The following is a 26,479-nucleotide window of genomic DNA, read 5'->3' as shown; positions in this document are numbered from 1 at the left end:
CAGGACAAACCGCTATCGCGAGCAGGCTCACTCCTACAGGGGGGATTTGCGGTGTGTCAGGTAGAGAAGGGGGTTACTCGGTACTGCCCAGCCCTTGCCAGTGCTTGAGGCCGATAAAGATGAAGCGCAGTTGTTGGGTAATCTTTGCCTGGGGCGTCAGGTGCTCCGGCAGGGCGGCGGCGGGTGGGTCGATGATGTCCGGCAGGGTGGCGAACACCGATTTGACGATCAGGTCGGCCACCACACCCAGACCGGCAGGGTCCAGGTGCTGGAGCTTGGGCATCAGGGTCAGGTCGGCGGCCAGGTCGGCACTGATGTTTTCGCGCAAGCGCCCGATGGCCTGGCGCACCGGCAGCGAGCCGCCGTACTGCTCACGCGCCAGAAACAGAAATTGCGAGCGGTTGGCGCTGACCACATCAAGAAAAATCCGCACCGAGGCATCGATGATGCCGCCCATGACGAATTCGTTGTGGCGCACCAGGCGGATGGTTTCGCGGAAGGTCTGGCCGACTTCGCTGACCAGCACCAGGCCGAGTTCGTCCATGTCGGCGAAATGGCGGTAAAAACCGGTGGGCACGATCCCGGCGGTTTTGCTCACTTCGCGCAGGCTCAGGCTGCCGAATCCTCGGCCGCTTTCCATCAGGTGGCGGGCAGCGTCCATCAGGGCGTTGCGGGTCTGTTGTTTCTGTTCGGCGCGGGGCAGCATCGCAGGGTGTTCTTCGACAGGACAAGCGCCGCACTCTAGCAAATCGGCTTTATCGGCGTCGAACGGGAGAAGGTGGCGCGCAGGATTTTACGGGGTTTGAAAAGTCAAAAGCCCAATCCGGTGATTGGGCTTTTTTGCCAGGCCGCCATGGGCTTAGCTCAATTGGCTGTTGCGTTCGATCACACGGTCACCACCGCCTTCGGCGAGTGCTTGACCCAGTGGGGTTTTATCGAAGCCGTCATCCGCCAAGGTCTGGCCTTGTGGAGTGCGGTCGCTGCCGTCGGATGCCAGGGTCTGGCCTTGAGGAGTACGGTCGCTGCCATCAGATGCGAGGGTCTGACCTTGTGGGGTGCGGTCGCTACCGTCGGATGCCAGAATCTGGCCTTGTGGCGTGCGATCGGAACCGTCTTGAACCAGGCCTTTTTCTTCCAGGCGATCACGACCGCCTTCAGCCAGGGTCTGACCTTGTGGGGTACGGTCAGAGCCGTCCGCAGCAACGGTCTGGCTGAATACCGAGTGGCTGGTTTTCACTTGTGGGGTCGCCTGATCGGCAGCCGGCAGGGCAAAAGCGGTACTGGCTAACATCGACAGGGTAAGGCTGAGCAGTAATTGGCGTTTCATGATGGGTTGCTCCTTGGGAGGGCGATAAAGTGGGTACGGAGGCAATGCTACTCTCGATAAGTCGATATAAAAGTTCATAAACGCAATGGTAATAATCAACAGAATTGATTGTTCTGCGGGGAGGCTCTAGATCGGGCCTTTGCGGGCGACGGTTGTGCACCGTCGTGGGTATTTTCGACTCACTCGCGCCTCGCAAATGTGCGGGTTGCGGTAACACACCTAGACCGATCGGTCAGATTTGCTGCGCTGTTTATGGCTTAAACTGCCTTTGGATAAAACCTGCGGGCCTTTCGCCAGTCACAGACTGCATAAGGGCCGCTTCGGTCTGCCGTTTTAGCTGTGCGTCGGGGTTGGCGTGCGGTCGTGATCAGGAGCTTTGTGCATGACGCGCACTGGAAAAATCTTCAGCTGGACCTTCGCCATTTTCGCGCTGCTGCTGGCAGCGCTGATTCTGATCATCGTGTTTTTCGACTGGAACCGGATCAAACCGACCATCAACGCCAAAGTGTCGGAAGAACTGCATCGGGCGTTCGCCATCAACGGCAATCTCGCGGTGATCTGGCAGCGCGAGCCGGAGCAGGGCGGCTGGCGCGCCTGGGTACCGTGGCCGCATGTGGTCGCCGAGGACTTGAGCCTGGGCAATCCGGACTGGTCGAAACAGCCGCAAATGGTCACGCTGAAACGGGTCGAGCTGCGCATCTCGCCGCTGGCCTTGCTGGCGCAGCGCGTGGTGATTCCGCGGATCGACCTGACCGAGCCGAATGCCCAGCTGCAACGCCTGGCCGATGGCCGGGCCAACTGGACGTTCCAGTTTGATCCGAAAGACCCGAATGCCGAGCCGTCGAACTGGGTCGTCGACATCGGCGCGATTGGCTTCGACAAGGGCCACGTGACCCTCGACGATCAGACGCTCAAGACCGATCTCGATGTGTTGATTGATCCGCTCGGCAAACCGATTCCGTTCAGCGAGATTGTCGGCGACAAAGCGGCAAAAACCGCTCAGGACAAGGGCGGCGCACCACAGGATTACGCCTTTGCGCTCAAGGTCAAAGGTCGATACCACGGGCAGAATCTGACCGGGCAGGGCAAGATCGGCGGCTTGCTGGCGTTGCAGGACGCGAGCAAGCCGTTCCCGTTGCAGGCGCAGGCGAAGATCGGCGACACGCGTATCGAACTGGCCGGCACCCTGACCGATCCACTCAACCTCGGCGCCCTCGACCTGCGCCTGAAACTCGCTGGCGACAGTCTCGGCAATCTTTACCCACTGACCGGCGTGACCCTGCCGGACACACCGCCGTACTCCACTGACGGTCATCTGATCGCCAAACTGCATGAACCGGGCGGTGCGACATTCACCTATGAAAAATTCAACGGCAAGATCGGCGACAGTGACATCCATGGCGATCTGACTTATGTCGCCAGTCAGCCACGGCCAAAACTCAGTGGCGCGCTGCTGTCCAATCAACTGCTGTTTGCCGACCTCGCACCGCTGATTGGTGCCGACTCCAACGCCGAGCAAAAAGCCCGTGGCGGTGCGAGCAAGCAACCGGCGGACAAGGTGTTGCCGGTCGAAGAGTTCAAGACCGACCGCTGGCGCGCCATGGACGCCGATGTCGAATTCACCGGCAAGCGCATCGTTCACAGCGAAAAGCTGCCGTTCAACGACCTCTATACCCACCTGAAACTCAACGATGGCGAGCTCAGCCTCGAACCGCTGCGCTTCGGCGTGGCCGGCGGCACGCTGGATGCGCAGATCCGCCTCAATGGCCGCACCGAGCCGTTGGAAGGCCGGGCGCGATTGACCGCACGCAAATTCAAGCTCAAGGAGCTGTTCCCGACGTTCGAGCCGATGCAGACCAGTTTCGGTGAGCTGCACGGCGATGCCGATATCAGCGGTCGCGGCAACTCCGTGGCCAGGCTGCTCGGTAGCGCCAACGGTAGCCTGAAGATGCTGATCAATGACGGCGCCATCAGTCGTGAACTGATGGAGTTGGCCGGGCTCAACGTTGGTAACTATGTGGTCGGCAAAATCTTTGGCGACAAGGAAGTGAAGATCAACTGCGCGGCGGCCGACTTCGACATCAAGACCGGCCTGGCGACGACGCGCCTGTTTGTGTTCGACACCGAGAACGCGATCATCTACGTCGACGGCACGGCGAACATGGCCACCGAGCAACTCGACCTGACGGTGACGCCGGAGTCCAAGGGCTGGCGCCTGATCTCGCTGCGGTCGCCGTTGTATGTGCGCGGCAAGTTCATCAAGCCGGATGCGGGCGTCAAGGCCGTGCCGTTGATGCTGCGCGGGGCGGGGATGGTCGCGCTGGGCGTGATCGCGGCACCGGCGGCGGGCTTGTTGGCGCTGGTCGCGCCGAGCGGCGGCGAGCCGAATCAGTGTGCGCCGTTGCTGGAACAGATGAAGCAGGGCAAGGCGCCTGTGACTGTTAAACCCAGCAAGTAATGGGGCGCCTGTAGAGGCCCCTTCGCGAGCAAGCCCGCTCCCACATTCGAATGCATTCCTTCAGTTGAAAGGTGATCAAATGTGGGAGCGAGCCTGCTCGCGAATGCGGCCTGACTGGCGTTACAAATCTTTCAGAATGTCCGCCATGTCATCGGCATGCTCTTCTTCCTCGGCCAGGATGTCTTCGAAGATGCGCCGGGTGGTCGGGTCCTTGTCGCCCAGGTACTGGATGATCTCGCGGTAGCTGTCGATGGCGATGCGCTCGGCGACCAGGTCCTCGTAGACCATCTCTTTCAAGGTATTGCCGGCCACGTATTGCGCGTGGGACAGCTGGCTCAACAGGTCGGGGTTGAATTCGGGCTCGCCGCCCAGTTGCACAATGCGTTCGGCCAGGCGATCGGCGTGCTCGGCTTCCTGATTGGCATGCTCGAGAAACTCATCGGCGGCGACGTTGGCTTTCAGGCCGTTGGCCATGAAATAGTGGCGCTTGTAGCGCAAGGTGCAGACCAGTTCGGTGGCCAGCGATTCATTGAGCAGGCGCAGCACCTCTTCCCGGTTGGCGCTGTAACTCTCGGTGACCGCGCCGTTTTCCACGTGTTGCCGGGCGCGCTCACGCAGGGTTTGAACATCAGACAAATGCAGGTCACTCATTTCATTCTCCTGGAGGCTAATCCGTCAGGCGCCACGTTCTGCTGACGCGGTCGCTACCCAGGTTGTGATTCCTGCGCGCCGGGAAAAGTTTTATCGGTTTCATGCCGGGTTCCCTGCGGTAGCGGCCGAAGGCTGCGCTCTTGGCGTCAGCCCGGACAACCGCGCTTCGTCCTGCAACCAGCGAAAAAATGCGCGTACCGGCGGATGCCGTTCCCGTCCCGGCACGCAGAGCGCGCTGTAACCGGCGCCGTCGACCTGTACTTCACCGCGGTAGGGCACCAGCAAACCGCTGGCGACGCTTTCCGACACCAGAACATTGCTCGCCAGCACCAGGCCCTGGCCGGCGATGGCCGCTTGCAGTGCGTAATGTTCCTCGTCGTATTCGCGGTTGACCGGCTGCTGATCGAGCCAGCGCTCGCCGGCCTTGTCGCACCACGCTTGCCAGCCATGCGCATAAAGTCTGGAGTTGTGCCAGCGCACGCTGATCAGCGTCGGCGTGCGTCGCGCGGCCAGCGCCACCTGCTCGGGCGAGCCGTACACCGCGAACGACTCGTCGAACAGGCACAGGCCATAAAGGTTCGGGTAATCGTCGAGGCTGTAGCGCAGGACCAGATCGACACTGGCGTCCTGATGCAGATCAATGACTTCGCAATGGGTGTCGATGCGCACATTGATGTGCGGATGTTGCGCATAAAACCGGCCGAGGCGTGGCACCAGCCACAGCGCCGCAAACGCCGCCGTGGTCGACAGCGTCAGGCTGCTGCCGCTGCGGTGGGGGCGCAGGGTGTCGACGCTCTGCGCCACTTCCAGCAGGGCGCCGTGCAGGCTGCGAAACAGCCGCTCACCGCCCTCGGTCAGGCGCACCTGACGCGGCAAGCGTTCGAACAGGGCGACGCCGAGCCAGTCTTCCAGCGAGCGAATCTGGTGGGAAATCGCCGTCGGCGTCACCGACAACTCCTCGGCGGCGGCTTTGAAACTGGATAACCGCGAAGCCGACTCGAAGGCGCGCAGGGCGGTCAGGGGCAGCGAGGCAAACATTCAACACTCCATGGATGAAATGAACTCATCCCGACTGACTTTTGCTCATTTGAATAGGGGCAGCTATGAGCTTCAAGCTTCAAGCCACAAGTGGTTTGATTCTAGTCGGAGGAATTATAGATGAGCAGGATTCTTGTGGTGCATGCCAGTCCCAGAGGGGATCGGTCGACTTCGCGGCGTCTGGCGGAGGGTTTTTTGAGCGCTTGGCAGGCGCGTCATCCAGAGGGGCATATCACCCGTCGGGAGGTCGGCCGAGTGCTGGTGCCGCCGGTCAATGAGGCGTTTGTGGCGGCGGCGTTTTATCCCGAGCCTGACGCGCGTCCGTTGTCGATGCAGGCTGATCTGGCGCTGAGCGATCAACTGGTCGGCGAATTGTTCGAGCATGATTTGCTGCTGATCTCCACGCCGATGTACAACTTCAGTGTGCCCAGCGGCCTCAAGGCCTGGGTGGATCAGATCGTGCGCCTGGGGCTGACTTTCGATCACACGTTGGACAACGGTGTCGCCCAGTACACCCCGTTGCTGCAAGGCAAAAAAGCCTTGGTCGTCACCAGTCGCGGTGGCTTCGGCTTTGGCCCGGGCGGCGCGCTTGAGGCGCTGAATCATGCCGATCCGTGGTTGCGCACGGCACTGGGGTTCGTCGGCATCAACGATGTCAGTGTGGTGGCCGCAGAAGGCGAAGAATCTGCCGAACGCACTTTCGCCGTGTCGGTGGCCGAGGCCGAGCAACGCCTGCTCGACCTGGCCAGGGTGTTCTAGATGGCCTGGCTGTTCTTGCTGATCGCCGCCGGGTTTGAAGTCACTTTTGCCATGGGCATGAAATACGCCGAAGGCTTCACCCGGCCCTGGCCGTCGCTGATCACGGTGGTTGCGGCGGTCGGCGGGATTTACTTTCTGACCCTGGCGATGCGCGACCTGCCGGTGAGCATTGCCTATCCGATCTGGACCGCGATTGGCTCGCTCGGCACGGTGTTCCTCGGATTTGCCTTGCTGGGCGAAAGCCTGACCCTGGTCAAACTGCTTTCGGTGGGGCTGATTGTGGCGGGGGTGGTGGGGCTGAAGTAGGCTGGAGGTGGAGTTGTCATCATCGGGGTGGATGCTTGGCGGGCGTCTTGCACGTCTTGCAGCCACTCACCGACCACAAGGACGTTTACCCATGTCGACACGTTATCCACTGGTGCTGGTGCCGGGCATGCTCGGATTTGTCCGGCTGCTGCTTTACCCCTACTGGTACGGGATCATCAAGGCGCTGCGCCGTGGTGGTGCGACGGTGATCGCCGTGCAGGTCTCGCCGCTCAATTCGACCGAGGTGCGCGGCGAGCAGTTGCTGGCGCGGATCGACGAAATCCTGCGTGAAACCGGCGCGCTGAAGGTCAACCTGTTCGGCCATAGCCAGGGCGCGTTGACGGCTCGCTACGCTGCTGCAAAACGGCCGGATCTGGTTGCTTCGGTAACCTCCGTGGCAGGCCCCAATCACGGCTCGGAACTGGCCGATTATCTGGAAAAACACTATCCCGCCGACAGTGCCAAGGGCCGTCTGCTCGAAGCGCTGCTGCGCTGGGTCGGCTGGCTGATGGCGCTGATGGAAACCGGCTACCACGGGCCGAAACTGCCGGTGGATATCCACGCCTCGCACCAATCGCTGACCCGCGCGGGCGTGGCGCTGTTCAATCAGCGTTATCCACAGGGCTTGCCGCCAACCTGGGGCGGGCACGGGCCGGAGGAGGTCAATGGCGTGCGCTATTACTCATGGTCGGGGACGTTGCAGCCGGGCAAGACTGATCGTGGCGGCAATCTTTTTGACGGGACGAATCGCAGTTGCCGCTTGTTCGCCAGAACCTTTGTCCGCGAACCGGGGCAGTGCGACGGCATGGTCGGGCGCTATAGCTCGCACCTGGGCATGGTGATCGGCGATGACTATCCGCTGGATCATTTCGACATCGTCAACCAGTCGCTGGGACTGGTCGGCAAGGGCGCGGATCCGGTGCGACTGTTTGTCGAGCATGCGGCGCGGCTGGAGGCGGCCGGGCTTTGATTCGCTGCTGTGGCGAGGGAGCTTGCTCCCGCTGGACTGCGCAGCAGGCCCCTGCTTTGGATTTTCAAGAGCGGGGCCGCTTCGCGCCCCAGCGGGAGCAAGCTCCCTCGCCACAGGGACGGTTCAGGCGACGCTGATTTTGCGGCCCAGCACCGTGGTCCAGCGCTCAGACAAAACCACCCCACCCAACGTAAGCAACCCACCCACCAGGTGATACAGCGCCAACTGCTCTTTCAACACCACCGCCGCAATCAATGCCGTAATCAACGGCAGCAGATTGAAAAACAACGTCGTGCGGCTCGGGCCCAGGCGCTGCACAGCCTGCATCCATGCCAGCGGCGCGACCATCGAGGCGAGCAGGCAGGCATACAGCACCAGCGGAATGTTCTGCAGGGTCAGACCGGTTTTCGGCGAGACGGCAAACAACGGAAACAACACCACAATCGCCACCAGCACCTGCAAGTACAGCAGGACCAAGGGCGGCAAACGCAGCTGCCATTTTTTCAGCAAGGTGCTGTAAACCGCGTAGGCGAGGGTGGCGATCAGCATCATCGCGTCACCCAGATTGACCCCGTGCTGCAACAACGCGCCGAGGCTGCCGGACGACACGACCACCAGCACGCCGGCAAACGACAGCACCGCACCGACCAGTGCCCCGGCGGTGAGGCGCTGGCCGAGGCTGATGATCGCCATGGCCAGTGACATCAGCGGCATCAGCGACAGAATAATGCCCATGTTGGTCGCAGTGGTCAGGGTGGCAGCGAAATACGCCAGGCTTTGGTACACGGCCATGCCGAGCACGCCGAGGACGAAAATCCGCCCCAGGTTGGGACGAATCTGCGGCCAGTGCGCAATCACCTGTTTAAGCATGAAAGGGGTAAACAGCAACCCGGCCAGCAGCCAGCGGTAGAAACCGATCTCGGCGGGAAAAATCGCCCCGACGGCCAGTTTGTTGATTACGGTATTACCGGCCCAGATAAAAATCGCCAGCAGGGGAAACGCGTATTGCATGAGTTGAAACCAGTACGTTGATGAAGCGCAATTATCCTCTGTCTGGATGCAGGCCTATACTGCGAACCGGACAACCTGCCTTTGCAACCGGACAGCATGAACAGCAAACACATCGATCTGCTGGATTTCAGCGAACTGCCGTCAGCGGTGTATTTCCGCTATGCCGATTTCAGCGCCCACGAGTTCGCCGCACCGCACCGGCACCCTTGGGGAACGCTGGAATACGCCGCCCACGGCGTGCTGCACATGGACGTCGGCGGCAGCCGCTTCATGTCGCCCCCGCAGTACGCCGTGTGGGTGCCGCCGCAGATTGAACACAGCTTCTACAGCCATCAGCCGGTCAACTATCGTGCGGTGTGTCTGGACCGGCAGGTCTGCGCCGGACTGCCGGCACAGGCCTGCACACTGGCGATCAGTGACATTCTCAAGGCGATTCTCAAGGACTTCGCCGCCCGCGACGTGAAGATACCCGAGCAGGAATCCGACCGGCGTCTGGCCCAGGTGCTGGTCGATCAGTTGCAACAGGCGCCAGTGCATGAGTGTTATCTGCCCTACGCCAGCAGCCCCGGTTTGCTGGCGATTCTCGACGCCTTGCAGGCCGAACCGGGCAGCAATCAGCCGCTGGCGCATTGGGCGGCGCAAGTGCATGTCAGCGAGCGCACGCTGGCGCGGCAGTTTGTCCGCGAACTGGGGATGAGTTTTGGCGAATGGCGTCAACGCTTGCGTTATCTGGCGGCGATCGAGCTACTTGATACGGCGCGCAGCGTGCAGGAAATCGCCTTTGATCTGGGCTACAGCAGCGGCTCGGCGTTTATCGCCATGTTCGCCCGGCAGGCCGGCTGTACGCCGGAGCAGTATCGGCGCAGTCACCTGGAAGGCAGGAAGGTGTAACAGGATTTGGCTACACTCCTGCAGAGGCTGCATCCATCGGTGCGGCGACAAGGAGAAAACTCCATGAAGATGTTGCGTGTCCCGTTGTTGATGATTGGTTTGCTCCTGTGTTCCCAGGGTTTCGCCGCCACGGCGCAACAAAACAAGATGACCACCTGCAATGCCGATGCGACCGCCAAGAGCCTCAAGGGCGACGAGCGCAAAGCCTTCATGAGCACCTGCCTGAAAGCGGCGCCTGCGGCCAACGATGGCAAGGTGCTGACGCCGCAGCAGCAGAAAATGAGCACCTGCAATGCCGATGCGAAAACCCAGGCGCTGACGGGGGATGCGCGCAAGGCGTTCATGAGTGATTGCCTGAAAAAGAAATAAGATCAAAAGATCGCAGCCTGCGGCAGCTCCTACATGAGACCGCGATCCTGTAGGAGCTGCCGCAGGCTGCGATCTTTTCGGCGGGCGGGCCTCTTCGCGAGCAGGCTCGCTCCCACATTTGAAATGCATTCCCCTGTGGGAGCGAGCCTGCTCGCGAAAGCGTCGGTGAGCGCACCGCCAATCTCTCACCCGCATATCCCTAGTGCTAACCCCGGATCGCTGGCAGACTGCCCATCCTTTCACGCCGTTCGTTTTGAGGCTGTATGCCAACGTTTTCTGAGCGTCATGTTGTGTTCTGGGTCAGCTGCATCATCATATTTGGCGGTTTGCTGCTGGTGCTGCCACTGCGCTTGCTGCCGAGCCTGTTGGCCGGCTTGTTGGTGTTCGAGTTGGTCAACATGCTCACCCCGCAACTGCAACGGCTGATCGAAGGGCGGCGTGCGCGCTGGCTGGCGGTGGCGTTGCTGGGCACGTTGGTGGTCAGTGTGCTGGCTTTGCTCTTCGCCGGGGCCATCAGTTTTCTTTTGCACGAAGCGGAAAACCCGGGCGCCTCGCTCGATAAATTCATGGGCGTGGTCGACCGTGCGCGCGGGCAGTTGCCGCCGTTCATCGACGCTTATCTGCCGGCCAGCGCGGCGGAGTTTCGCGTGGCGATCGGCGAATGGATGAGCAAACACCTGTCCGACCTGCAACTGGTCGGCAAGGACGCCGCGCACATGTTCGTCACGTTGCTGATCGGCATGGTGCTCGGCGCGATCATCGCTCTGCAGCGCATTCCCGACGTGACCAAGCGCAAGCCTTTGGCCGCCGCCCTGTTCGACCGTTTGCATCTGCTGGTGCAGGCGTTTCGCAACATCGTTTTTGCGCAGATCAAGATTTCCCTGCTCAACACCTTCTTCACCGGCATCTTCCTCGCGGTGGTCCTGCCGATGCTGGGCATCAAGCTGCCGCTGACCAAGACCCTGATCGTGCTGACCTTCCTGCTCGGCCTGCTGCCGGTAATCGGCAACCTGATATCGAACACGCTGATCACTATCGTCGGCCTGTCGCTGTCGATCTGGGTGGCGATGGCTGCGCTGGGTTATCTGATCTTTATCCACAAGCTCGAATACTTCCTCAATGCGCGCATCGTCGGCGGGCAGATCAGTGCGAAGTCGTGGGAGTTGCTGCTGGCGATGCTGGTGTTCGAAGCCGCGTTCGGCCTGCCAGGGGTGGTGGCGGGGCCGATTTATTATGCGTACCTGAAGAGCGAATTGAAGCTCGGAGGAATGGTTTAACAGCAGCTGCAAGCTTCAAGCCGCAAGAGAAAAGCAAGAACGGGTGATCGCTCTTGCTTCTGCTTTGACTTGTAGCTTGAAGCTTGCAGCTCGAAGCTGGCGTCAAACGCCGTAGCGTTTGCGGGCCTCAATCGCCAAGCCGCTACCAATGCTGCCAAAGATATTCCCTTCAACATGCCGCGCGTTCGGCAGCATTGCCGAGACGCTGTTGCGCAGCGCCGGGATGCCGCTGGAACCGCCAGTGAAGAACACCGTGTCGACCTGATCGACCGCCACGCCGGCGTCATTCAACAGCTGCGTGACACTGCCGCGCACCCGCTCCAACAGCGCTTCGATCGCCGATTCGAACAGCGCACGCGTCAGCTCTACACTCAGCCCGGCCTCGATGCGGTCCAGCGGCACGTGGCGGCTATCGGCGTGGGTCAATTGAATCTTGGTTTCTTCCACTTCCATCGCCAGCCAGTGGCCGGCACGTTGTTCGATCAATTTGAACAGACGATCGATGCCGCCGGTGTCCTCGATGTCGTAACGCATGCTGGCCAGCGCCAGGCTGGTTTTCTGTGAGTACACCGAGTTGATGGTGTGCCAGGTCGCCAGGTTCATGTGGTGGCTGGTCGGCATGTAGGCGCCGCTCTTCATGCGGCTGCCATAACCGAACAGCGGCATCAGGCCTTGCAGGCTCAGTTGCTTGTCGAAGTCGGTTCCACCGATGTGCACGCCGCCGGTGGCGAGGATGTCGTCGTGACGGTTCTCGACACCGCGCCGCTCGGGCGACAGGCGCACCAGCGAGAAGTCGGACGTACCGCCGCCGATGTCGACGATCAGCACCAGCTCTTCCTTTTCGATGGTCGACTCATAGTCGAATGCCGCCGCGATCGGCTCATACTGAAACGACACGTCCTTGAAACCGATTTTGCGCGCCACTTCGACCAGAGTGTCTTCGGCTTCCTGGTCGGCCAGCGGATCGTCATCGACGAAAAACACCGGACGGCCCAGCACCACTTGCTCGAATTCCCGCCCGGCGGTGGTCTCGGCGCGGGCCTTGAGCTGGCCGATGAACAGCCCGAGCAAGTCCTTGAACGGCATGGCCGTGCCGAGAACGCTGGTGTCATGCTTGATCAGCTTGGAGCCGAGCAGGCTTTTCAGCGAGCGCATCAGCCGGCCTTCGTAGCCTTCCAGGTATTCGTGCAGCGCCAGACGACCGTACACCGGGCGGCGCTCCTCGATATTGAAGAAGACCACCGACGGCAGGGTGATCTTGTCGTCTTCCAGCGCAATCATGGTGTCCATGCCGGGGCGCAGCCAGCCGACGGTGGAGTTGGACGTGCCGAAGTCGATGCCACAGGCACGGGCTGGAGAGGCGTCTTTCATGTCTTTCGGTTCCGGTCAAAAAACGGCCGCGCAGTGTATGTCAGTGCGCGCCAGATTCGAAGGCCGGTCATCTGCTATTTCGCGACTGAACCGGTTGAAAATCGCCGGTTCGCCCCAAACTTGCTGGCATGGGCCGGCAGACACACCGGCGGTCGCAAGAACCGCCGTCCACTGCCGATAAACTTCTGCGGCGCCACCCGGTCACAACCTTGAGATCGGTCAACCCGGCACGCGCCTATTGGCGCACGCTGGGACAGGCGCGAAATCGATAACGGATGGTGATCCTTCAATGGACTTCAAAGACTATTACAAGATACTCGGCGTGGAGCCGACAGCCGACGACAAGGCCATCAAGGCGGCCTATCGCAAGCTGGCGCGCAAATACCACCCCGATGTCAGCAAGGAAAAGGACGCCGAGGCCAAGTTCAAGGACGCCTCGGAAGCCTATGAAGCGCTGAAAAGCGCCGACAAGCGCGCCGAATACGACGAACTGCGCCGTTATGGCCAGCACGGTCAGCCGTTCCAGGGGCCACCGGGCTGGCAGAGCCGTGGCGGTTTTGGCGGTGGCGGTGGCGATACCGGCGACTTCTCGGACTTTTTCAGTTCGATCTTCGGCAACCGCGGCCCCGGTTTCGGTGGCGCGCAGGGCGGCCAATCACGCGGACGGCGAGGGCAAGACGTGGAAATGGAACTGCCGGTCTTCCTCGAAGAAACCCTAGCCAACGAGTCGAAGAAAGTCACCTTTCAGGTGCCGCAATACAACGCCAACGGCCAGCACGTCAGCAACACCAGCAAGAGCCTGAACGTGAAGATTCCGGCCGGCGTGGCCGACGGCGAGCGCATCCGCCTCAAAGGCCAGGGCGCACCGGGCGTTGGCGGCGGGGCGAATGGCGACCTGTACCTGACCATTCGTTTTGCGCCGCACCCGAAGTTCGATGTCGAGGGCGAGAACCTGATCATCACCTTGCCGCTGGCCCCGTGGGAGCTGGCGCTGGGCACCGAAGTGGCCGTGCCGACCCTGACCGGCAAGATCAACCTCAAGGTGCCCGCCGGCAGCCAGAACGGCCAGCGCATGCGTGCCAAAGGCCATGGTCTGAAGAACAAGGCCGGCGAGCGCGGTTATCTGTTTGTGCAACTCAAAGCGGTCATGCCGAAAACGTCTGACGATGAGGTCAAGGCGCTGTGGCAGGAACTGGCAAAAAAAGCTGCGTTCAATCCGCGAGAGAACTTCTGAACCCGACGACGGAGTAGCCCATCATGAGCAGCCCCCTGAGCGTTCAACTGGACCTGGCAGAATTCTGTGAGGCGGCCGATTTGACGGACGTCTACGTGATCGAAATCGTCGAACACGGCATCCTCGAACCTCAGGGCGCACAGCCCCGGGAATGGCGCTTCACCGATTACGAACTGGCCTTGGCCAAGCGCGCCGCCAAGCTGCGCCGCGATTTGGAGCTGGAATGGGAAGGAGTGGCGCTGGCGCTGGATCTGCTGGAGGAAGTGCGTGAGTTGCGCGCCGAGAACCGGATGCTGCGTCAGCGGTTGGGGCGGTTGGTGGTTGAGTAGTCAGTTCAGATGTCTGCCATGGGCTGAGTTTGCCCATTCGCGAGCAGGCTCGCTCCCATCGGGTTTTGTTTGCGGGTGTTTCACGTGGTGTTAACCGCCAGTTCGGTCTGATAGTTTTTCGCGCAAGGATCGGCAATGGACGCCGATCATCATGGCCCATCCGTGTTGGCGGGTGCCGGCTAAAACTTGCAAGGAAGAGTATTCATGCCATTGAAAGCAAAACCCCCGACCACAGGCCGGGTAACAGGCGATGTTCAAAACACCCCGCGCCTGGCCTCCGATCTCCCCGTCCCGCAGTCTGAAACATCACTGCGTTCATCGCTGGGCTCTGTAACCCGAAGCGCTGCGGCTGATGCATCCGCAGGCAGCAGCAAGGTACCCAACGTCGACGTCGACGTGGCAGGGGCAATACCGAGAGTGCATGTACACGAAGCGCTGATCACTTCCGGCGCCGCCCCCGATGTCGCAGCGCTGTCGCTGCATGATTATCTGATTCCAACGCTGATGGCCTTGCCCAGCGCCGACGCGCAGGGATTCCGGGTCTTCAAGGGCCGTCGCTACGTCGATATTCAGGGTGGCGGCACAGTGCAGGTCGCTTTCGATCCTGTCACCGGTCGGCAGAGGGCCAGGTTGTCAAGCGAACTGAATCCATCCGGACCAGTTCTGGTTCGAGGTCCGGCGAACGATTTCTGGTACCCGTTGGACACGTCTGATTCAAGTGTTTTGCGCTCAGCCGCAAGCAAAGCGCAGGAAATCGAGTTCAACGGTAAACAATATTTTACGGCCCAGCGGCCCGATGCCGGCGACGGACAACATTATCTGCTGCGCATACTCGACCCGAACAATCCGTCGACGCTACTCAGTAGCGCAATCATCGCCGCGCCGGACCCGCTCGGGGTGTGGAAACGTCGCGGCCGCAAAGGCGGCATGAAAGCTGACGAGTCCGACGAAGAGTTCGTACTGGCCCCGGAACTCCCACCCAGGAAAACCTCTGTCGACGAGGTCTTCGAAATGGCTTCCGAGTCCATGCCCTTCAAGCCCTATGGCAGTGAAGAACTGAGCTTCATGCGCCAGCCCGTGCCCTATTCAGCGGCAAACAACAAGCTGGGCTCCTACAACCGCGCCAACAATGGCAAATATCCGATCAGAGGGGCAGATGGTCAGCCCATGTACCTCAAGGTAATCGAGCCCAGCTCGACGCTGGCCAATGGCAACGTCTATACCGTGGCGCAGGTTGTGCCTTACTTGAAAGCCGGAGGGTTCGAAACCGTCGCCAGGCTTTACGAAGAAAAACTGCAACTGCGCACTTTTACCGAAGCCGACATCATAGTGCCCGGCGAGAAAGCCCTTGTGGGTCAATCCATGGTGGTGGCGAACCGTCGAATAGCCAAAGGCGAAGTCATTGGCGTTTATGGCGGAGATCTGGTGCCTTATGCTGTTCTCTCGCGTGAAGAACAAGTATTCGCGATGATGGCGGCTACTGGCGTCGTGATAGAAAGCGGCCGAGCTCGCGAAGTGAAAATTGCCATCGTCGGCGATAACATTGTTTCCCGGATCAACAGCAACTTCGTCTTCAACACCGAAGGCCGACCAATACGCCAGGCTCCCGGTGGGTACAACGTTGAAACCGTGCCGTTTGCGGTGCAAGTCGAGGATCGTTCTGGCGCGCAAGTGGTACGCCGAGGTTTGGAATTGGGCACTGTTTTCGCGACGGCCGACATTCCTGCCGGCAAGGAACTGAGGCTCAATTACCACTATTCGCCAAGAGATCTGGAATTGTTCTTTGGCTGAGACAGGCCGCCATCATTATGGCGCGGTTACGGTATGGCCCGGGACGTTTCACTCCCGACCCGCTGGCGATACCTACAACTACAACTACGACGAGCAGCAGATGTCGTGGGCGTTTCCTTGACTGGCCCGACCGATTGCGGATACGAATTTTCACGTTCGTATCCGCATCCTGGCTTAATCAAAAGAGGAAGTAACGCTGCGCCATCGGCAGCGTTTCTGCCGGCTCACACCACAGCAACACACCATCGGCCTTGACCTGATACGTCTGCGGATCGACGTCGATGTCCGGCAAATAGTCGTTGTGAATCAGATCGGTTTTCTGCACGTCGCGGCAGCCTTTCACCACGGCGATTTTTTTCTTCAGCCCAAGCGCTTCCGGTAGCCCGGCTTCGTGCGCGGCCTGGCTGATAAAGGTCAGGCTGGTCGCGTGCAACGAGCCGCCGTAACTGGCAAACATCGGTCGGTAGTGCACCGGTTGTGGCGTCGGAATAGAGGCGTTGGCATCGCCCATGAGGCTGGCGGCAATCGCGCCGCCCTTGAGGATCAGCGTCGGTTTCACGCCGAAAAACGCCGGGCGCCACAGTACCAGATCGGCCCACTTGCCGACTTCCACTGAACCGACTTCATGGCTGATGCCATGGGTGATCGCCGGGTTGATGGTGTATTTGGCGATGTAGCGTTTGGCGCGGAAGTTGTCGTTGCCTGCGCCGTCCTGCGGCAGCGGGCCGCGCTGTTTTTTCATTTTGTCGGCGGTCTGCCAGGTGCGCGTGATCACTTCACCGACGCGGCCCATGGCCTGGCTGTCGGAGCTGATCATCGAGAACGCACCGAGGTCATGCAGGATGTCTTCGGCGGCGATCGTTTCGCGGCGGATGCGGCTTTCAGCGAAGGCGACGTCTTCGGCAATGCTCGGGTCGAGGTGGTGGCAGACCATCAGCATGTCGAGGTGTTCGTCGATGGTGTTGCGGGTGAACGGTCGGGTCGGGTTGGTCGAACTCGGCAGCACGTTGGGGAAACCGCAGGCCTTGATGATGTCCGGCGCATGGCCGCCGCCGGCACCTTCGGTGTGATAGGTGTGAATGGTGCGACCCTTGAACGCGCCGAGGGTGGTTTCGACGAAACCGGATTCGTTGAGGGTGTCGGTGTGGATTGCGACCTGGACGTCGAACTGATCGGCGACGTTGAGGCAGTTGTCGATGCTCGCCGGGGTGGTGCCCCAGTCTTCGTGCAGCTTGAGGCCGATGGCGCCGGCCCTGACCTGCTCGATCAGCGGTTCCGGCAGGCTGGCGTTGCCCTTGCCGGTGAGGCCGATGTTCATCGGGAACGCATCGGCGGCCTGGAGCATGCGCGCCAGATGCCATGGCCCCGACGTGCAGGTGGTGGCGTTGGTCCCGGTGGCAGGTCCCGTGCCGCCGCCGATCATGGTGGTGACGCCGCTCATCAAGGCTTCTTCGATCTGCTGCGGGCAAATGAAATGGATGTGCGTGTCGATGCCACCTGCGGTGAGGATCATGCCTTCGCCGGCAATCACTTCGGTGCCGGCGCCGATGGCGATGGTCACGCCGGGCTGGACGTCGGGGTTGCCGGCCTTGCCGATGCCGGCGATGCGCCCGTCCTTGAGGCCGACGTCCGCCTTGACGATGCCCCAGTGGTCGATGATCAGCGCGTTGGTGATCAGCGTGTCGACCACCTCGGCGGCGAGCAACTGGCTCTGGCCCTGACCGTCGCGGATGACTTTGCCGCCGCCGAATTTCACCTCTTCGCCGTAGGTGGTGAAGTCCTTCTCGACTTCGATCCACAGTTCGGTATCGGCCAGGCGCACCTTGTCGCCGACGGTGGGGCCGAACATGTCGGCGTAGGCTTGACGGGAGATTTTCATTTCAATTCCTTGCACAAATTTATTGTGGCGAGGGAGCTTGCTCCCGCTGGGCTGCGCAGCAGCCCAAAAACCTGCCAATGATTTCTTTCAGACATACCGCGTTCCCCGGGTTGGCGAGTGCTACGCACTCGAGCGGGAGCAAGCTCCCTCGCCACAGGATTGTGTGCGCCTCAGTCGAGATCACCCATGATGCGTCCGGCAAAGCCGAACACCCGGCGATGTCCGGCGTAATCGACCAGCTCGACTTCGCGGCTTTGCCCTGGCTCAAAGCGCACAGCGGTGCCGGCGGGAATATTCAGGCGCATGCCGCGACTGGCCGCGCGGTCGAAGGTCAGCGCGTCGTTGGTTTCGAAAAAGTGATAGTGCGAGCCGACCTGGATCGGCCGGTCGCCGCTGTTGGCGACATTCAGGCTGACGGTGCGACGGCCGGCGTTGAGTTCGATGTCGCCGGGCTGGATCTGGTATTCGCCGGGAATCATGGCTGGGCTCCTTGCAGAATCTTGTAATAGAGAGCGGTCGGGCGGTAAGTGCCGTTCGGGTCACAGGCGTAGTCGGGAATTTCGCCGGCGCGGATATAACCCAGGGCTTGATAGAACGCTTCAGCCGGCGAGCCTGCTTCCGTGTCGAGGTAGATCAGGCCGCGCTTGAGATGGCGCGCCTCAAGCTCCAGCGCACTCATCAATTGCTGACCGAGGCCGCGGCGGCGGGCGTCTTCGCGCACCAGCAGTTTCTGCACTTCGGCGCGATTCAAGCCGTTGGCCTTCTGGCACAGCGCCAACTGCACGCTGGCCTGGACCTGTTCGTCCTTGACCACCACCCAGAGCAGCACATGGCCTTTGTTCACGTTGTCCTGGACGTCATCGAAATAGGCGTGCGCCTGCGCGGCATCGAGATCGCCCATGAAGCCGACGCTGGCGCCGTATCCCACAGCGTCGAGCAGCAGATCGATCAGGCCCTGACGGTAATGGGCAAAACTTTCAGCGTTGACGCGACGCAGTTGGGCAGCGTTCATCAGTGTCACTCCTTGTGGGCGTCAGGCGGCTCTGCGCCGGGATTGAGGGTCAATTGCATGAAGGTCAAGTCGAGCCAGCGACCGAACTTGGTACCGACTTGCGGCATCTGCCCGGTGACGATGAAACCGGCGCGCTGATGCAGACGAATCGAGGCGGCGTTGCCGCTTTCGATCGCGGCGACCATGACATGCTTGTTGCAGGTTTTTGCCCGTTCGATCAGCGCAGTCATCAGTTGCGGGCCGAGGCCGTTGCCGCGCTGGTCGCTGCGCACGTACACCGAGTGTTCGACGGTGTGGCGGAACCCGTCGAACGGCCGCCAGTCGCCGAACGAAGCGTAGCCGAGTACGCCTTTGTCGCCGTCGACGATCACGAGAACCGGATAAGCCTGAGCCTGACGCGCGCTGAACCACGCCTGGCGGTTAGCGAGGTCGACGGCCTGTTCATTCCAGATTGCCGTGGTGTTGAGCACGGCGTCGTTATAGATGTCACGGATCGCCGGCAGGTCGGCCTGAGTCGCATCGCGGATGCTGTAAGTCATGGCGCGGCCTCAGACGATTGGCTGGTGGACGGTGACCAGTTTGGTGCCGTCGGGAAACGTCGCCTCGACCTGGATTTCCGGGATCATTTCCGGGATGCCTTCCATCACTTGCTCGCGGCTGAGCAGGGTGGTGCCGTAGTGCATCAGCTCGGCCACGGTCTGGCCGTCGCGGGCGCCTTCGAGCAGCGCGGCGGAGATGTAGGCCATGGCTTCCGGGTAGTTGAGCTTCACGCCGCGGGCCAGCCGCCGCTCGGCGACGAGGCCGGCGGTGAAGATCAGCAGCTTGTCTTTTTCGCGTGGGGTCAGGTCCATTGTCGGGGTTCCATCAGGGCAGATTGAAAAATTATTCAGGGTTGCAAACACATTCCCCTGTAGGAGTGAGCCTGCTCGCGATAGCGGTGTGTCATTTCATTATTTTTTGGCTGACACACCGCTATCGCGAGCAGGCTCACTCCTACAGGGGGAATGCATTTCAGGTGTTCCAGATTCGTGGTGGCATCGCTTCGCGGCCGAGCAGCGCAGGTCTGAGCAGTCGCCATAAATCAATCAGCCACGCCCGGGCGAGTAATGCTTCAGAGGCCAGACACCGCGCCACCACTAACCCCGGCAACTGGGTCAGATCCCCACGCACCGCATGCCCCAGCGAGCGGCAACGCTCCAGCAGCTCGGCATCGATCTCACCGGTGACCAACAGCGTCGCAAACACCGGTTGCCCATCCAGACCGATCGGCGAATCAAGCAAACCATCCGCGCCGACAATGCGCTGCCGTTCATGCCAGAGCAACCGGCCGTCGCGGCGAATATCCAGGTGCGCCTGAAAATGCCCGAGGTCAAAACGCTCGCCACTGGCCGGGCGACCCAGCGCCACCACGTCCCAGTAGAACAGCCGCGCGTCGCCTTCAAGCTCGATCGTTGTGGTGAGTTCAGCCTGCGCGGCGCTGTAGACGATGGTTTCCTGCGGCAGCCATTCCAGCGTCGCGCCAGCCGCGACCTGCAAGTCGAGTTGCTGATAGGCCGGGCCTGCTGCGCGATACCACTTGGCGGCGCCGGGACTGGTGATTTGCGCCCAGGCGTTGTGTTCGACGCGGGCGCTGATGTTCAGCCGGTCGCCCCCGGCGATCCCGCCCGGTGGGTGGACAATGATGTGCTGGCAAACTTCAGGGCCTTCGGCATACAGGTGCTTTTGCACCCGCAACGGGCCGAGGTGACGCCGCTGGATCGGGCGCGTGCAATCGCCAAAACGCGCGTAAGCCAGTTCCAGCTCGGCGTGCCAGCTCGGGGTAAACAGGGCAGGTGCAACAATCGAATTCATGGTTTTGTGATTATCGTTAGGAAGCTACAGATTAGACCGCCGCGTTAGATCGTGACCAGTCCGCGTACACCTTCGGCCTCCATATTTTCACCGCGACCCTGCTGGACGATCTCACCGCGAGACATCACCAGGTATTGATCGGCCAGTTCGGCGGCGAAATCGTAGAACTGCTCGACCAGCAAAATCGCCATGTCGCCCCGTGCCGCGAGTTGCTTGATCACCGCGCCGATCTCCTTGATCACCGACGGTTGAATGCCTTCGGTGGGCTCATCAAGAATCAGCAAGCGCGGACGGCTGGCCAGCGCTCGGCCGATCGCCAGTTGCTGTTGCTGACCGCCGGACAGATCGCCGCCACGACGCTGCTTCATTTGTAGCAGCACCGGGAACAGTTCGTAGATGAACGCTGGAACTTCTTTGGCTTCGGAGCCGGGAAAACGCGACAGGCCCATCAACAAATTTTCTTCCACGGTCAGGCGGCCGAAAATTTCCCGACCCTGCGGCACGTAGGCGATGCCGGCGTGCACCCGCTGATGCGGCTTGAACGAGGTAATCGGTTTGCCTTCCCAGCTCACCGCGCCGTCCTTGGCCGGCAGCAGGCCCATCAGGCATTTGAGCAGGGTGGTCTTGCCCACGCCGTTACGGCCGAGCAGGCAGGTGACTTCGCCGACCTTCACGTCAAAGCTCAGGCCGCGCAGGATGTGACTACCGCCGTAGTATTGATGAAGTTGTTGGACCTGTAGCATCGGAACTCCGTTAGTTGAGCTGCAAGCTTTGAGCTTCAAGCCGCGAGCAAGAGCAGGGCGGTGTATGACTTGGCTTTTACTTGCCGCTTGAAGCTTGCCGCTTGCAGCTGGCCGATTCACCGTCCCAAATAAACCTCAATTACTCGCTCATCGGCCTGCACCTGTTCCAGCGAGCCTTCAGCCAACACGCTGCCCTGATGCAGCACCGTGACGTGGTCGGCAATCGAGCCGACGAAGCCCATGTCATGCTCCACCACCATCAACGAATGTTTGCCCGCCAGCGACTTGAACAGCTCGGCAGTAAACTCGGTTTCGGCATCGGTCATGCCCGCTACCGGCTCGTCGAGCAACAGCAGTTGCGGGTCCTGCATCAGCAACATGCCGATCTCCAGAAACTGCTTCTGCCCGTGGGACAACAGCCCGGCCTGGCGATTGACCGAGGTGGTCAGGCGAATCGTCTCCAGCACTTCGCTGATGCGGTCCTTCTGTTCGCCGCTTAAACGCGCGCGCAAACTGGCCCACACCGATTTGTCGGTCTTCTGCGCCAGCTCAAGGTTTTCAAACACGCTCAGGGCTTCGAACACGGTCGGCTTCTGAAACTTGCGGCCAATCCCGGACTGGGCGATCTGCACTTCGCTCATCTGCGTCAGGTCGAGGGTTTCACCGAACCAGGCCTTGCCGTGGCTGGGCCGGGTCTTGCCGGTGATGACGTCCATCAAGGTGGTTTTTCCGGCACCGTTGGGGCCGATGATGCAGCGCAGTTCACCGACGCCGATGTACAGGTTGAGATTGTTCAGTGCACGAAAGCCGTCGAAGCTGACGCTGATGTCTTCCAGTGTGAGGATCGTGCCGTGGCGGGTGTCGAGGCCCGGGCCGACGCGCTGGCCGAGGCCGATCGAGTCGCGGCTGGTGCCCTCGTCCTTGTTCGGCTCGACGGGAAAGAACGCCGGTTCCAGCATGAATTCAGCACTCGCTGTCACTCTCATGATTCACCTCGTTTTTTCAGCAGACCGATCACGCCTTTGGGCAGGTACAGCGTCACGACGATGAACAGCGCGCCGAGGAAGAACAGCCAGTATTCCGGGAAGGCCACGGTGAACCAGCTCTTCATGCCGTTGACCACGCCGGCGCCGAGCAGCGGGCCGATCAGGGTGCCGCGCCCGCCGAGGGCGACCCACACCGCCGCTTCGATGGAGTTGGTCGGCGACATTTCGCTGGGGTTGATAATGCCCACCTGTGGCACATACAGCGCTCCAGCGAGACCGCACAACACCGCACTCAACACCCAGACAAACAGCTTGAAACCGCGCGGGTCGTAGCCGCAGAACATCAGGCGGTTTTCCGCATCACGCAGCGCCGTCAGCACTCGCCCGAATTTGCTTTGCGCCAGTCGCCAGCCAATGAACAGGCTGGCCACCAGCAACAGCACAGTGGCCAGAAACAACACCGCACGGGTGCCCGGTTCGGTAATGCCGAAACCGAGAATCGTGCGGAAATTGGTAAAGCCGTTGTTGCCGCCAAACCCGGTCTCGTTGCGGAAAAACAGAAGCATGCCGGCGAACGTCAGGGCCTGGGTCATGATCGAGAAATACACGCCTTTGATCCGCGAACGGAAGGCGAAGAAACCGAACACCAGCGCCAGCAGACCCGGCGCCAGCACCACCAGGCACATCGCCCAGAGGAAACTGCTGGTGCCGGTCCAGTACCACGGCAGTTCGCTCCACGACAAAAAGGTCATGAACGCCGGCAAGCCATCCCCAGCAGCCTGACGCATCAGGTACATGCCCATCGCGTAGCCGCCGAGGGCGAAGAACAAACCGTGGCCCAGCGACAGCAGACCGGCGTAACCCCAGACCAGATCCAGCGCCAGGGCGACGATGGCGTAGCAGAGAATCTTGCCCACGAGTGTCAGGGTATAAGCCGAAACGTGCAGGGCATGGTCCGGCGCGAGCAGCGACAGCAACGGCAAGACGATCAGCAACGCGAGGACTACGCCACCGATGGCAAACGTGACTTTCGGCCCGGCCTTTTGTGTGGCGGTGACAAGTAGAGGCTGGTTCATCAGTCGATCACCCGTCCTTTCAGTGCGAAGAGGCCTTGCGGACGTTTCTGGATAAACAGAATGATCAGCGCGAGGATCAGGATCTTGCCGAGCACCGCACCGATCTGCGGTTCGAGAATCTTGTTGGCGATCCCTAAGCCAAACGCGGCGAGCACGCTGCCCGCCAGTTGGCCGACGCCGCCGAGTACCACCACCAGGAACGAGTCGATGATGTAGCTCTGACCGAGGTCGGGGCCGACGTTGCCGATCTGGCTCAGTGCGACACCACCGAGGCCGGCGATGCCCGAACCGAGGCCGAAGGCGAGCATGTCGACCCGCCCGGTCGGCACGCCGCAGCAGGCGGCCATGTTGCGGTTCTGGGTGACGGCGCGCACGTTGAGACCCAGGCGGGTCTTGTTCAGCAGCAGCCAGGTCAGCGCGACGACGAATAGCGCGAAAGCGATGATGACGATGCGGTTGTACGGCAGCACCAGGTTTGGCAGCACTTGGATGCCGCCGGACAGCCACGCCGGGTTGGCCACTTCAACGTTCTGCGCGCCGAACAGCAAACGCACCAGTTGGATCAGCATCAGGCTGATGCCCCAGGTCGCGAGCAGGGTTTCCAGCGGCCGACCGTAGAGGTGGCGAATCACCGTGCGCTCCAGTGCCATGCCGATGGCGGCGGTGACGAAAAACGCCACCGGCAATGCGATCAGCGGATAGAACTCGATGGCTTGCGGGGCGTAACGCTGGAACATCAACTGCACCACGTAGGTCGAGTAGGCGCCGAGCATCAGCATTTCGCCGTGGGCCATGTTGATCACCCCGAGCAGGCCGAAGGTGATCGCCAGACCGAGGGCGGCGAGTAACAGAATCGAACCGAGCGACATACCGCTGAACGCTTGGCCGAGCACTTCGCCAATCAGCAGTTTGCGCTTGACCTGGGCGAGGCTGGTTTCGGCGGCCGTGCGCACGCCGGCATCGCTTTCAACACCGGGTTCGAGCAGACCTTCCAGGCGCGTGCGCGCCAGCGGGTCGCCGGTTTCGCCGAGTAGACGCACGGCGGCGAGACGCACTGCCGGGTCGCTGTCGACCAATTGCAGATTGGCCAGCGCCAGACTCAGGGCGGCGTGAACGCTTGCGTCTTTCTCAGCGGCGAGTTGCTGGTCGAGAAATTTCAGCTGTGCCGGTTTTGCGCTTTTCTGCAATTGCTGCGCGGCGCTCAGACGGAGCTTGGCGTCAGCGGCGAGCAATTGATGGCTGGCCATGGCGGTGTCGATCAGACCTCGCAGGCGATTATTCAGGCGCAGGGTTCTGGTTTCACCGTCGATGCTCAGCTCGCCTTGCTGCAGGGCGTTGAGCAATTCGATACGGGCCGGGTCGGGCTGCGCAGCCCAGGCTTCCAGCAGTTTGGCCTGCTGCATGGGATTGGCCGCGACGAAGTCTTCGGCGTCGCCGGCGTGGGCCAACATCGGCAGCAAAAGTGCGAGTACGCAGATAAATCGGTAAAGGGCAGTGGGCATAGGTGTGGCCTTGCGCAGACTTATGTGAAAGCAGGCTTTTGTGGCGAGGGAGCTTGCTCCCGCTCGGCTGCGCAGCAGTCGGCAAAACATTGCACTCGGTGTACCTGATACGCCGTAGTCGCCAGTTTTTGGGGCTGCCTCGCAACCCAGCGGGAGCAAGCTCCCTCGCCACAGAAAACCATCCCGACAGGGAGTTGTGCCGGGCCTGATCAAACCATCAAGCCCAATGACTCAGTTGCTCTTCACCGCATAATCCGGCTTCTTGTCGTTGCCCTGAATGAACGGGCTCCACGGTTGGGCGCGAATCGGGCCTTCGGTCTGCCACACCACGTTGAACTGACCGTCGCTCTGGATCTCGCCGATCATCACCGGCTTGTGCAAGTGGTGGTTGGTCTTGTCCATGGTCAGGGTGTAGCCCGACGGTGCGGCAAACGTCTGCCCGGCCAGCGCTTCACGAACCTTGTCGACGTCAGTGGACTTGGCTTTCTCGACCGCCTGCGCCCACATGTGGATACCGACGTAAGTGGCTTCCATCGGGTCGTTGGTCACCGCTTTGTCGGCGCCCGGCAGGTTGTGTTTCTTGGCGTAGGCTTTCCAGTCGGCGACGAATTTCTTGTTCGCTGGATTTTCCACCGACTCGAAGTAGTTCCACGCCGCGAGGTTGCCCACCAGTGGTTTGGTGTCGATGCCGCGCAGTTCTTCTTCGCCGACCGAGAACGCCACCACCGGTACGTCGGTGGCCTTCAGGCCCTGGTTGGCCAGCTCTTTATAGAACGGCACGTTGGAATCGCCGTTGACCGTAGAAATAACGGCGGTCTTGCCCCCGGCGGAGAACTTTTTGATGTTGGCAACGATGGTCTGGTAGTCGCTGTGACCGAACGGTGTGTAAACCTCTTCGATGTCTTTGTCGGCCACGCCTTTGGAATGCAGGAACGAGCGCAAGATCTTGTTGGTGGTACGCGGATAGACGTAGTCGGTGCCGAGCAGGAAGTAGCGCTTGGCGCTGCCGCCTTCTTCGCTCATCAGGTATTCAACCGCCGGGATCGCTTGCTGGTTTGGCGCGGCGCCGGTGTAAAAGACGTTCGGCGACATCTCTTCGCCTTCGTACTGCACCGGGTAGAACAGCAGGCCGTTGAGTTCTTCAAACACTGGCAGCACCGACTTGCGCGACACCGAGGTCCAGCAACCGAACACCACCGCCACCTTGTCCTGGGTCAGCAGTTGCCGGCCCTTTTCCGCGAACAGCGGCCAGTTCGACGCTGGATCGACCACGACGGCTTCGAGTTGCTTGCCATTGACGCCGCCCTTGGCGTTGATCTCGTCGATGGTCATCAGCGCCATGTCCTTGAGCGATGTTTCGGAGATCGCCATGGTCCCGGACAACGAATGCAGAATTCCCACCTTGATGGTTTCGGCCGCCTGGACAGTCCAGGTCATGCCCATCGCGGCAATGCTTGCCGAGAGTGTGAAAGCCTTGATCAAACTGCGACGCTTCATTGTGCGATCTCCGTGAACATTTAATTTTTCTGGTTGGCAGAGGCGGACGACTGAAGGGCTGTTTTGCAAGGGCTGTGCCCGGTCGGGTCCAGGCAGCAAAATGTCGTTTTAGAGCGGTTGCGCGCAGAGGGCGCGCACCAGCAACGAACAT

At 61.0% G+C, this 26,479-nt stretch carries 27 protein-coding genes; 10 read left to right on the top strand and 17 right to left on the bottom strand.

What is annotated here, in order from left to right:
• Positions 1–73: 73 nt before the first annotated feature.
• Both HU743_RS22525 and HU743_RS22520 read right to left on the bottom strand, forming a co-directional pair.
• Positions 74–706: a TetR family transcriptional regulator gene (locus HU743_RS22525; protein WP_186623839.1), complete on the bottom strand. Its 633-nt coding sequence runs from the start codon at positions 704–706 to the stop codon at positions 74–76.
• 153 nt (positions 707–859) lie between these two features.
• Positions 860–1,327 carry a hypothetical protein gene (locus HU743_RS22520; protein ID WP_186632494.1) on the bottom strand — a complete coding sequence of 156 codons (468 nt, stop codon included), beginning with the start codon at positions 1,325–1,327 and terminating at the stop codon, positions 860–862.
• Between the two features lie 382 nt (positions 1,328–1,709).
• On the opposite strand from HU743_RS22520, the gene HU743_RS22515 reads away from it, so the two are divergent.
• Positions 1,710–3,785 (top strand): AsmA family protein, encoded by a 2,076-nt coding sequence (locus tag HU743_RS22515; protein ID WP_186651317.1) that lies wholly within the window; start codon positions 1,710–1,712, stop codon positions 3,783–3,785.
• A gap of 120 nt (positions 3,786–3,905) precedes the next feature.
• On the opposite strand, the gene HU743_RS22510 is transcribed toward HU743_RS22515, so the two are convergent.
• Together HU743_RS22510 and HU743_RS22505 are read right to left on the bottom strand one after the other, a co-directional pair.
• Positions 3,906–4,436: a ferritin-like domain-containing protein gene (locus HU743_RS22510; protein ID WP_186547575.1), complete on the bottom strand. Its 531-nt coding sequence runs from the start codon at positions 4,434–4,436 to the stop codon at positions 3,906–3,908.
• 99 nt (positions 4,437–4,535) lie between these two features.
• Positions 4,536–5,474, bottom strand: coding sequence for a LysR substrate-binding domain-containing protein (locus HU743_RS22505; RefSeq protein WP_186651315.1), 939 nt, complete (start codon positions 5,472–5,474; stop codon positions 4,536–4,538).
• 120 nt (positions 5,475–5,594) lie between these two features.
• Here HU743_RS22505 and HU743_RS22500 point away from each other — a divergent pair, with 120 nt between their 5' ends.
• The 3 genes from HU743_RS22500 to HU743_RS22490 all read left to right on the top strand — a co-directional run bounded on the left by HU743_RS22500 (position 5,595) and on the right by HU743_RS22490 (position 7,509).
• The gene (locus HU743_RS22500; RefSeq protein WP_186651313.1) at positions 5,595–6,233 is read left to right on the top strand and encodes an NAD(P)H-dependent oxidoreductase; all 639 of its coding nucleotides are present in this window, start codon (positions 5,595–5,597) and stop codon (positions 6,231–6,233) included.
• Entirely contained in the window at positions 6,234–6,539 is a 306-nt protein-coding gene (locus HU743_RS22495; RefSeq protein WP_186632482.1) for a multidrug efflux SMR transporter, read from the top strand. It begins immediately after the preceding gene.
• Between the two features lie 91 nt (positions 6,540–6,630).
• Entirely contained in the window at positions 6,631–7,509 is an 879-nt protein-coding gene (locus HU743_RS22490; RefSeq protein WP_186651311.1) for a triacylglycerol lipase, read from the top strand.
• A gap of 123 nt (positions 7,510–7,632) precedes the next feature.
• Here the strand turns inward: HU743_RS22490 and HU743_RS22485 are convergent, their stop codons facing one another.
• Positions 7,633–8,520 (bottom strand): DMT family transporter, encoded by an 888-nt coding sequence (locus HU743_RS22485; RefSeq protein WP_186651309.1) that lies wholly within the window; start codon positions 8,518–8,520, stop codon positions 7,633–7,635.
• A 96-nt stretch (positions 8,521–8,616) separates the two neighbouring features.
• Between HU743_RS22485 and HU743_RS22480 the strand changes: the two genes are divergently transcribed.
• From HU743_RS22480 to HU743_RS22470, 3 genes are all read left to right on the top strand, one after another.
• Positions 8,617–9,411 (top strand): helix-turn-helix transcriptional regulator, encoded by a 795-nt coding sequence (locus tag HU743_RS22480; RefSeq protein ID WP_186651307.1) that lies wholly within the window; start codon positions 8,617–8,619, stop codon positions 9,409–9,411.
• A gap of 63 nt (positions 9,412–9,474) precedes the next feature.
• Positions 9,475–9,780, top strand: coding sequence for a PsiF family protein (locus tag HU743_RS22475; RefSeq protein WP_186547561.1), 306 nt, complete (start codon positions 9,475–9,477; stop codon positions 9,778–9,780).
• 263 nt (positions 9,781–10,043) lie between these two features.
• The gene (locus tag HU743_RS22470; protein ID WP_186547559.1) at positions 10,044–11,057 is read left to right on the top strand and encodes a hypothetical protein; all 1,014 of its coding nucleotides are present in this window, start codon (positions 10,044–10,046) and stop codon (positions 11,055–11,057) included.
• Positions 11,058–11,159: 102 nt separating this feature from the next.
• Here the strand turns inward: HU743_RS22470 and HU743_RS22465 are convergent, their stop codons facing one another.
• Positions 11,160–12,428, bottom strand: a complete 1,269-nt coding sequence (locus HU743_RS22465; protein WP_186651305.1) for an Hsp70 family protein — start codon at positions 12,426–12,428, stop codon at positions 11,160–11,162.
• 289 nt (positions 12,429–12,717) lie between these two features.
• On the opposite strand from HU743_RS22465, the gene HU743_RS22460 reads away from it, so the two are divergent.
• The 3 genes from HU743_RS22460 (at position 12,718) to HU743_RS22450 (ending at position 15,782) form a co-directional block, all read left to right on the top strand.
• Complete coding sequence (locus HU743_RS22460) at positions 12,718–13,662, top strand: DnaJ C-terminal domain-containing protein (RefSeq protein WP_186623831.1); 945 nt, start codon at positions 12,718–12,720, stop codon at positions 13,660–13,662.
• Positions 13,663–13,685: 23 nt separating this feature from the next.
• Positions 13,686–13,991: a chaperone modulator CbpM gene (locus tag HU743_RS22455; RefSeq protein WP_186651303.1), complete on the top strand. Its 306-nt coding sequence runs from the start codon at positions 13,686–13,688 to the stop codon at positions 13,989–13,991.
• A 204-nt stretch (positions 13,992–14,195) separates the two neighbouring features.
• Complete coding sequence (locus HU743_RS22450; RefSeq protein ID WP_238351778.1) at positions 14,196–15,782, top strand: hypothetical protein; 1,587 nt, start codon at positions 14,196–14,198, stop codon at positions 15,780–15,782.
• A gap of 178 nt (positions 15,783–15,960) precedes the next feature.
• Here the strand turns inward: HU743_RS22450 and ureC are convergent, their stop codons facing one another.
• The 11 genes from ureC to urtA form a co-directional block, all read right to left on the bottom strand.
• Positions 15,961–17,661 (bottom strand): urease subunit alpha, encoded by a 1,701-nt coding sequence (gene ureC / locus HU743_RS22445; protein WP_186651301.1) that lies wholly within the window; start codon positions 17,659–17,661, stop codon positions 15,961–15,963.
• 170 nt (positions 17,662–17,831) lie between these two features.
• Positions 17,832–18,140: an urease subunit beta gene (locus tag HU743_RS22440; RefSeq protein WP_186651300.1), complete on the bottom strand. Its 309-nt coding sequence runs from the start codon at positions 18,138–18,140 to the stop codon at positions 17,832–17,834.
• On the bottom strand, positions 18,137–18,673 hold the full coding sequence (locus HU743_RS22435; RefSeq protein ID WP_186651298.1) for a GNAT family N-acetyltransferase: 537 nt from the start codon (positions 18,671–18,673) through the stop codon (positions 18,137–18,139). The genes HU743_RS22440 and HU743_RS22435 overlap by 4 nt, the downstream gene beginning before the upstream one ends.
• A 5-nt stretch (positions 18,674–18,678) precedes the next feature.
• Complete coding sequence (locus HU743_RS22430; RefSeq protein ID WP_186651296.1) at positions 18,679–19,212, bottom strand: GNAT family N-acetyltransferase; 534 nt, start codon at positions 19,210–19,212, stop codon at positions 18,679–18,681.
• A gap of 9 nt (positions 19,213–19,221) precedes the next feature.
• Positions 19,222–19,524: an urease subunit gamma gene (ureA, locus tag HU743_RS22425; RefSeq protein WP_003221215.1), complete on the bottom strand. Its 303-nt coding sequence runs from the start codon at positions 19,522–19,524 to the stop codon at positions 19,222–19,224.
• A gap of 160 nt (positions 19,525–19,684) precedes the next feature.
• On the bottom strand, positions 19,685–20,524 hold the full coding sequence (locus HU743_RS22420) for an urease accessory protein UreD (RefSeq protein ID WP_186651293.1): 840 nt from the start codon (positions 20,522–20,524) through the stop codon (positions 19,685–19,687).
• A gap of 44 nt (positions 20,525–20,568) precedes the next feature.
• The gene (gene urtE / locus HU743_RS22415; RefSeq protein ID WP_186651291.1) at positions 20,569–21,267 is read right to left on the bottom strand and encodes an urea ABC transporter ATP-binding subunit UrtE; all 699 of its coding nucleotides are present in this window, start codon (positions 21,265–21,267) and stop codon (positions 20,569–20,571) included.
• Between the two features lie 116 nt (positions 21,268–21,383).
• Positions 21,384–22,226, bottom strand: coding sequence for an urea ABC transporter ATP-binding protein UrtD (urtD, locus tag HU743_RS22410; protein ID WP_172667907.1), 843 nt, complete (start codon positions 22,224–22,226; stop codon positions 21,384–21,386).
• 23 nt (positions 22,227–22,249) lie between these two features.
• Positions 22,250–23,329, bottom strand: coding sequence for an urea ABC transporter permease subunit UrtC (gene urtC / locus HU743_RS22405; protein ID WP_186620481.1), 1,080 nt, complete (start codon positions 23,327–23,329; stop codon positions 22,250–22,252).
• Positions 23,329–24,831 (bottom strand): urea ABC transporter permease subunit UrtB, encoded by a 1,503-nt coding sequence (gene urtB / locus HU743_RS22400; protein WP_186651289.1) that lies wholly within the window; start codon positions 24,829–24,831, stop codon positions 23,329–23,331. The genes urtC and urtB overlap by 1 nt, the downstream gene beginning before the upstream one ends.
• A gap of 231 nt (positions 24,832–25,062) precedes the next feature.
• A complete protein-coding gene (urtA, locus tag HU743_RS22395) occupies positions 25,063–26,328 on the bottom strand; it encodes an urea ABC transporter substrate-binding protein (RefSeq protein WP_186547534.1) in 1,266 nt (421 codons plus the stop codon).
• Between the last annotated feature and the right edge of the window lie 151 nt (positions 26,329–26,479).

This window comes from Pseudomonas sp. SWRI99 (genome assembly GCF_014270125.1).
GTDB lineage: Bacteria > Pseudomonadota > Gammaproteobacteria > Pseudomonadales > Pseudomonadaceae > Aquipseudomonas > Aquipseudomonas hamedanensis.
The sequence above is the reverse complement of the archived record's forward strand: the minus strand, read 5'-3'. Positions and strand labels throughout refer to the sequence as shown.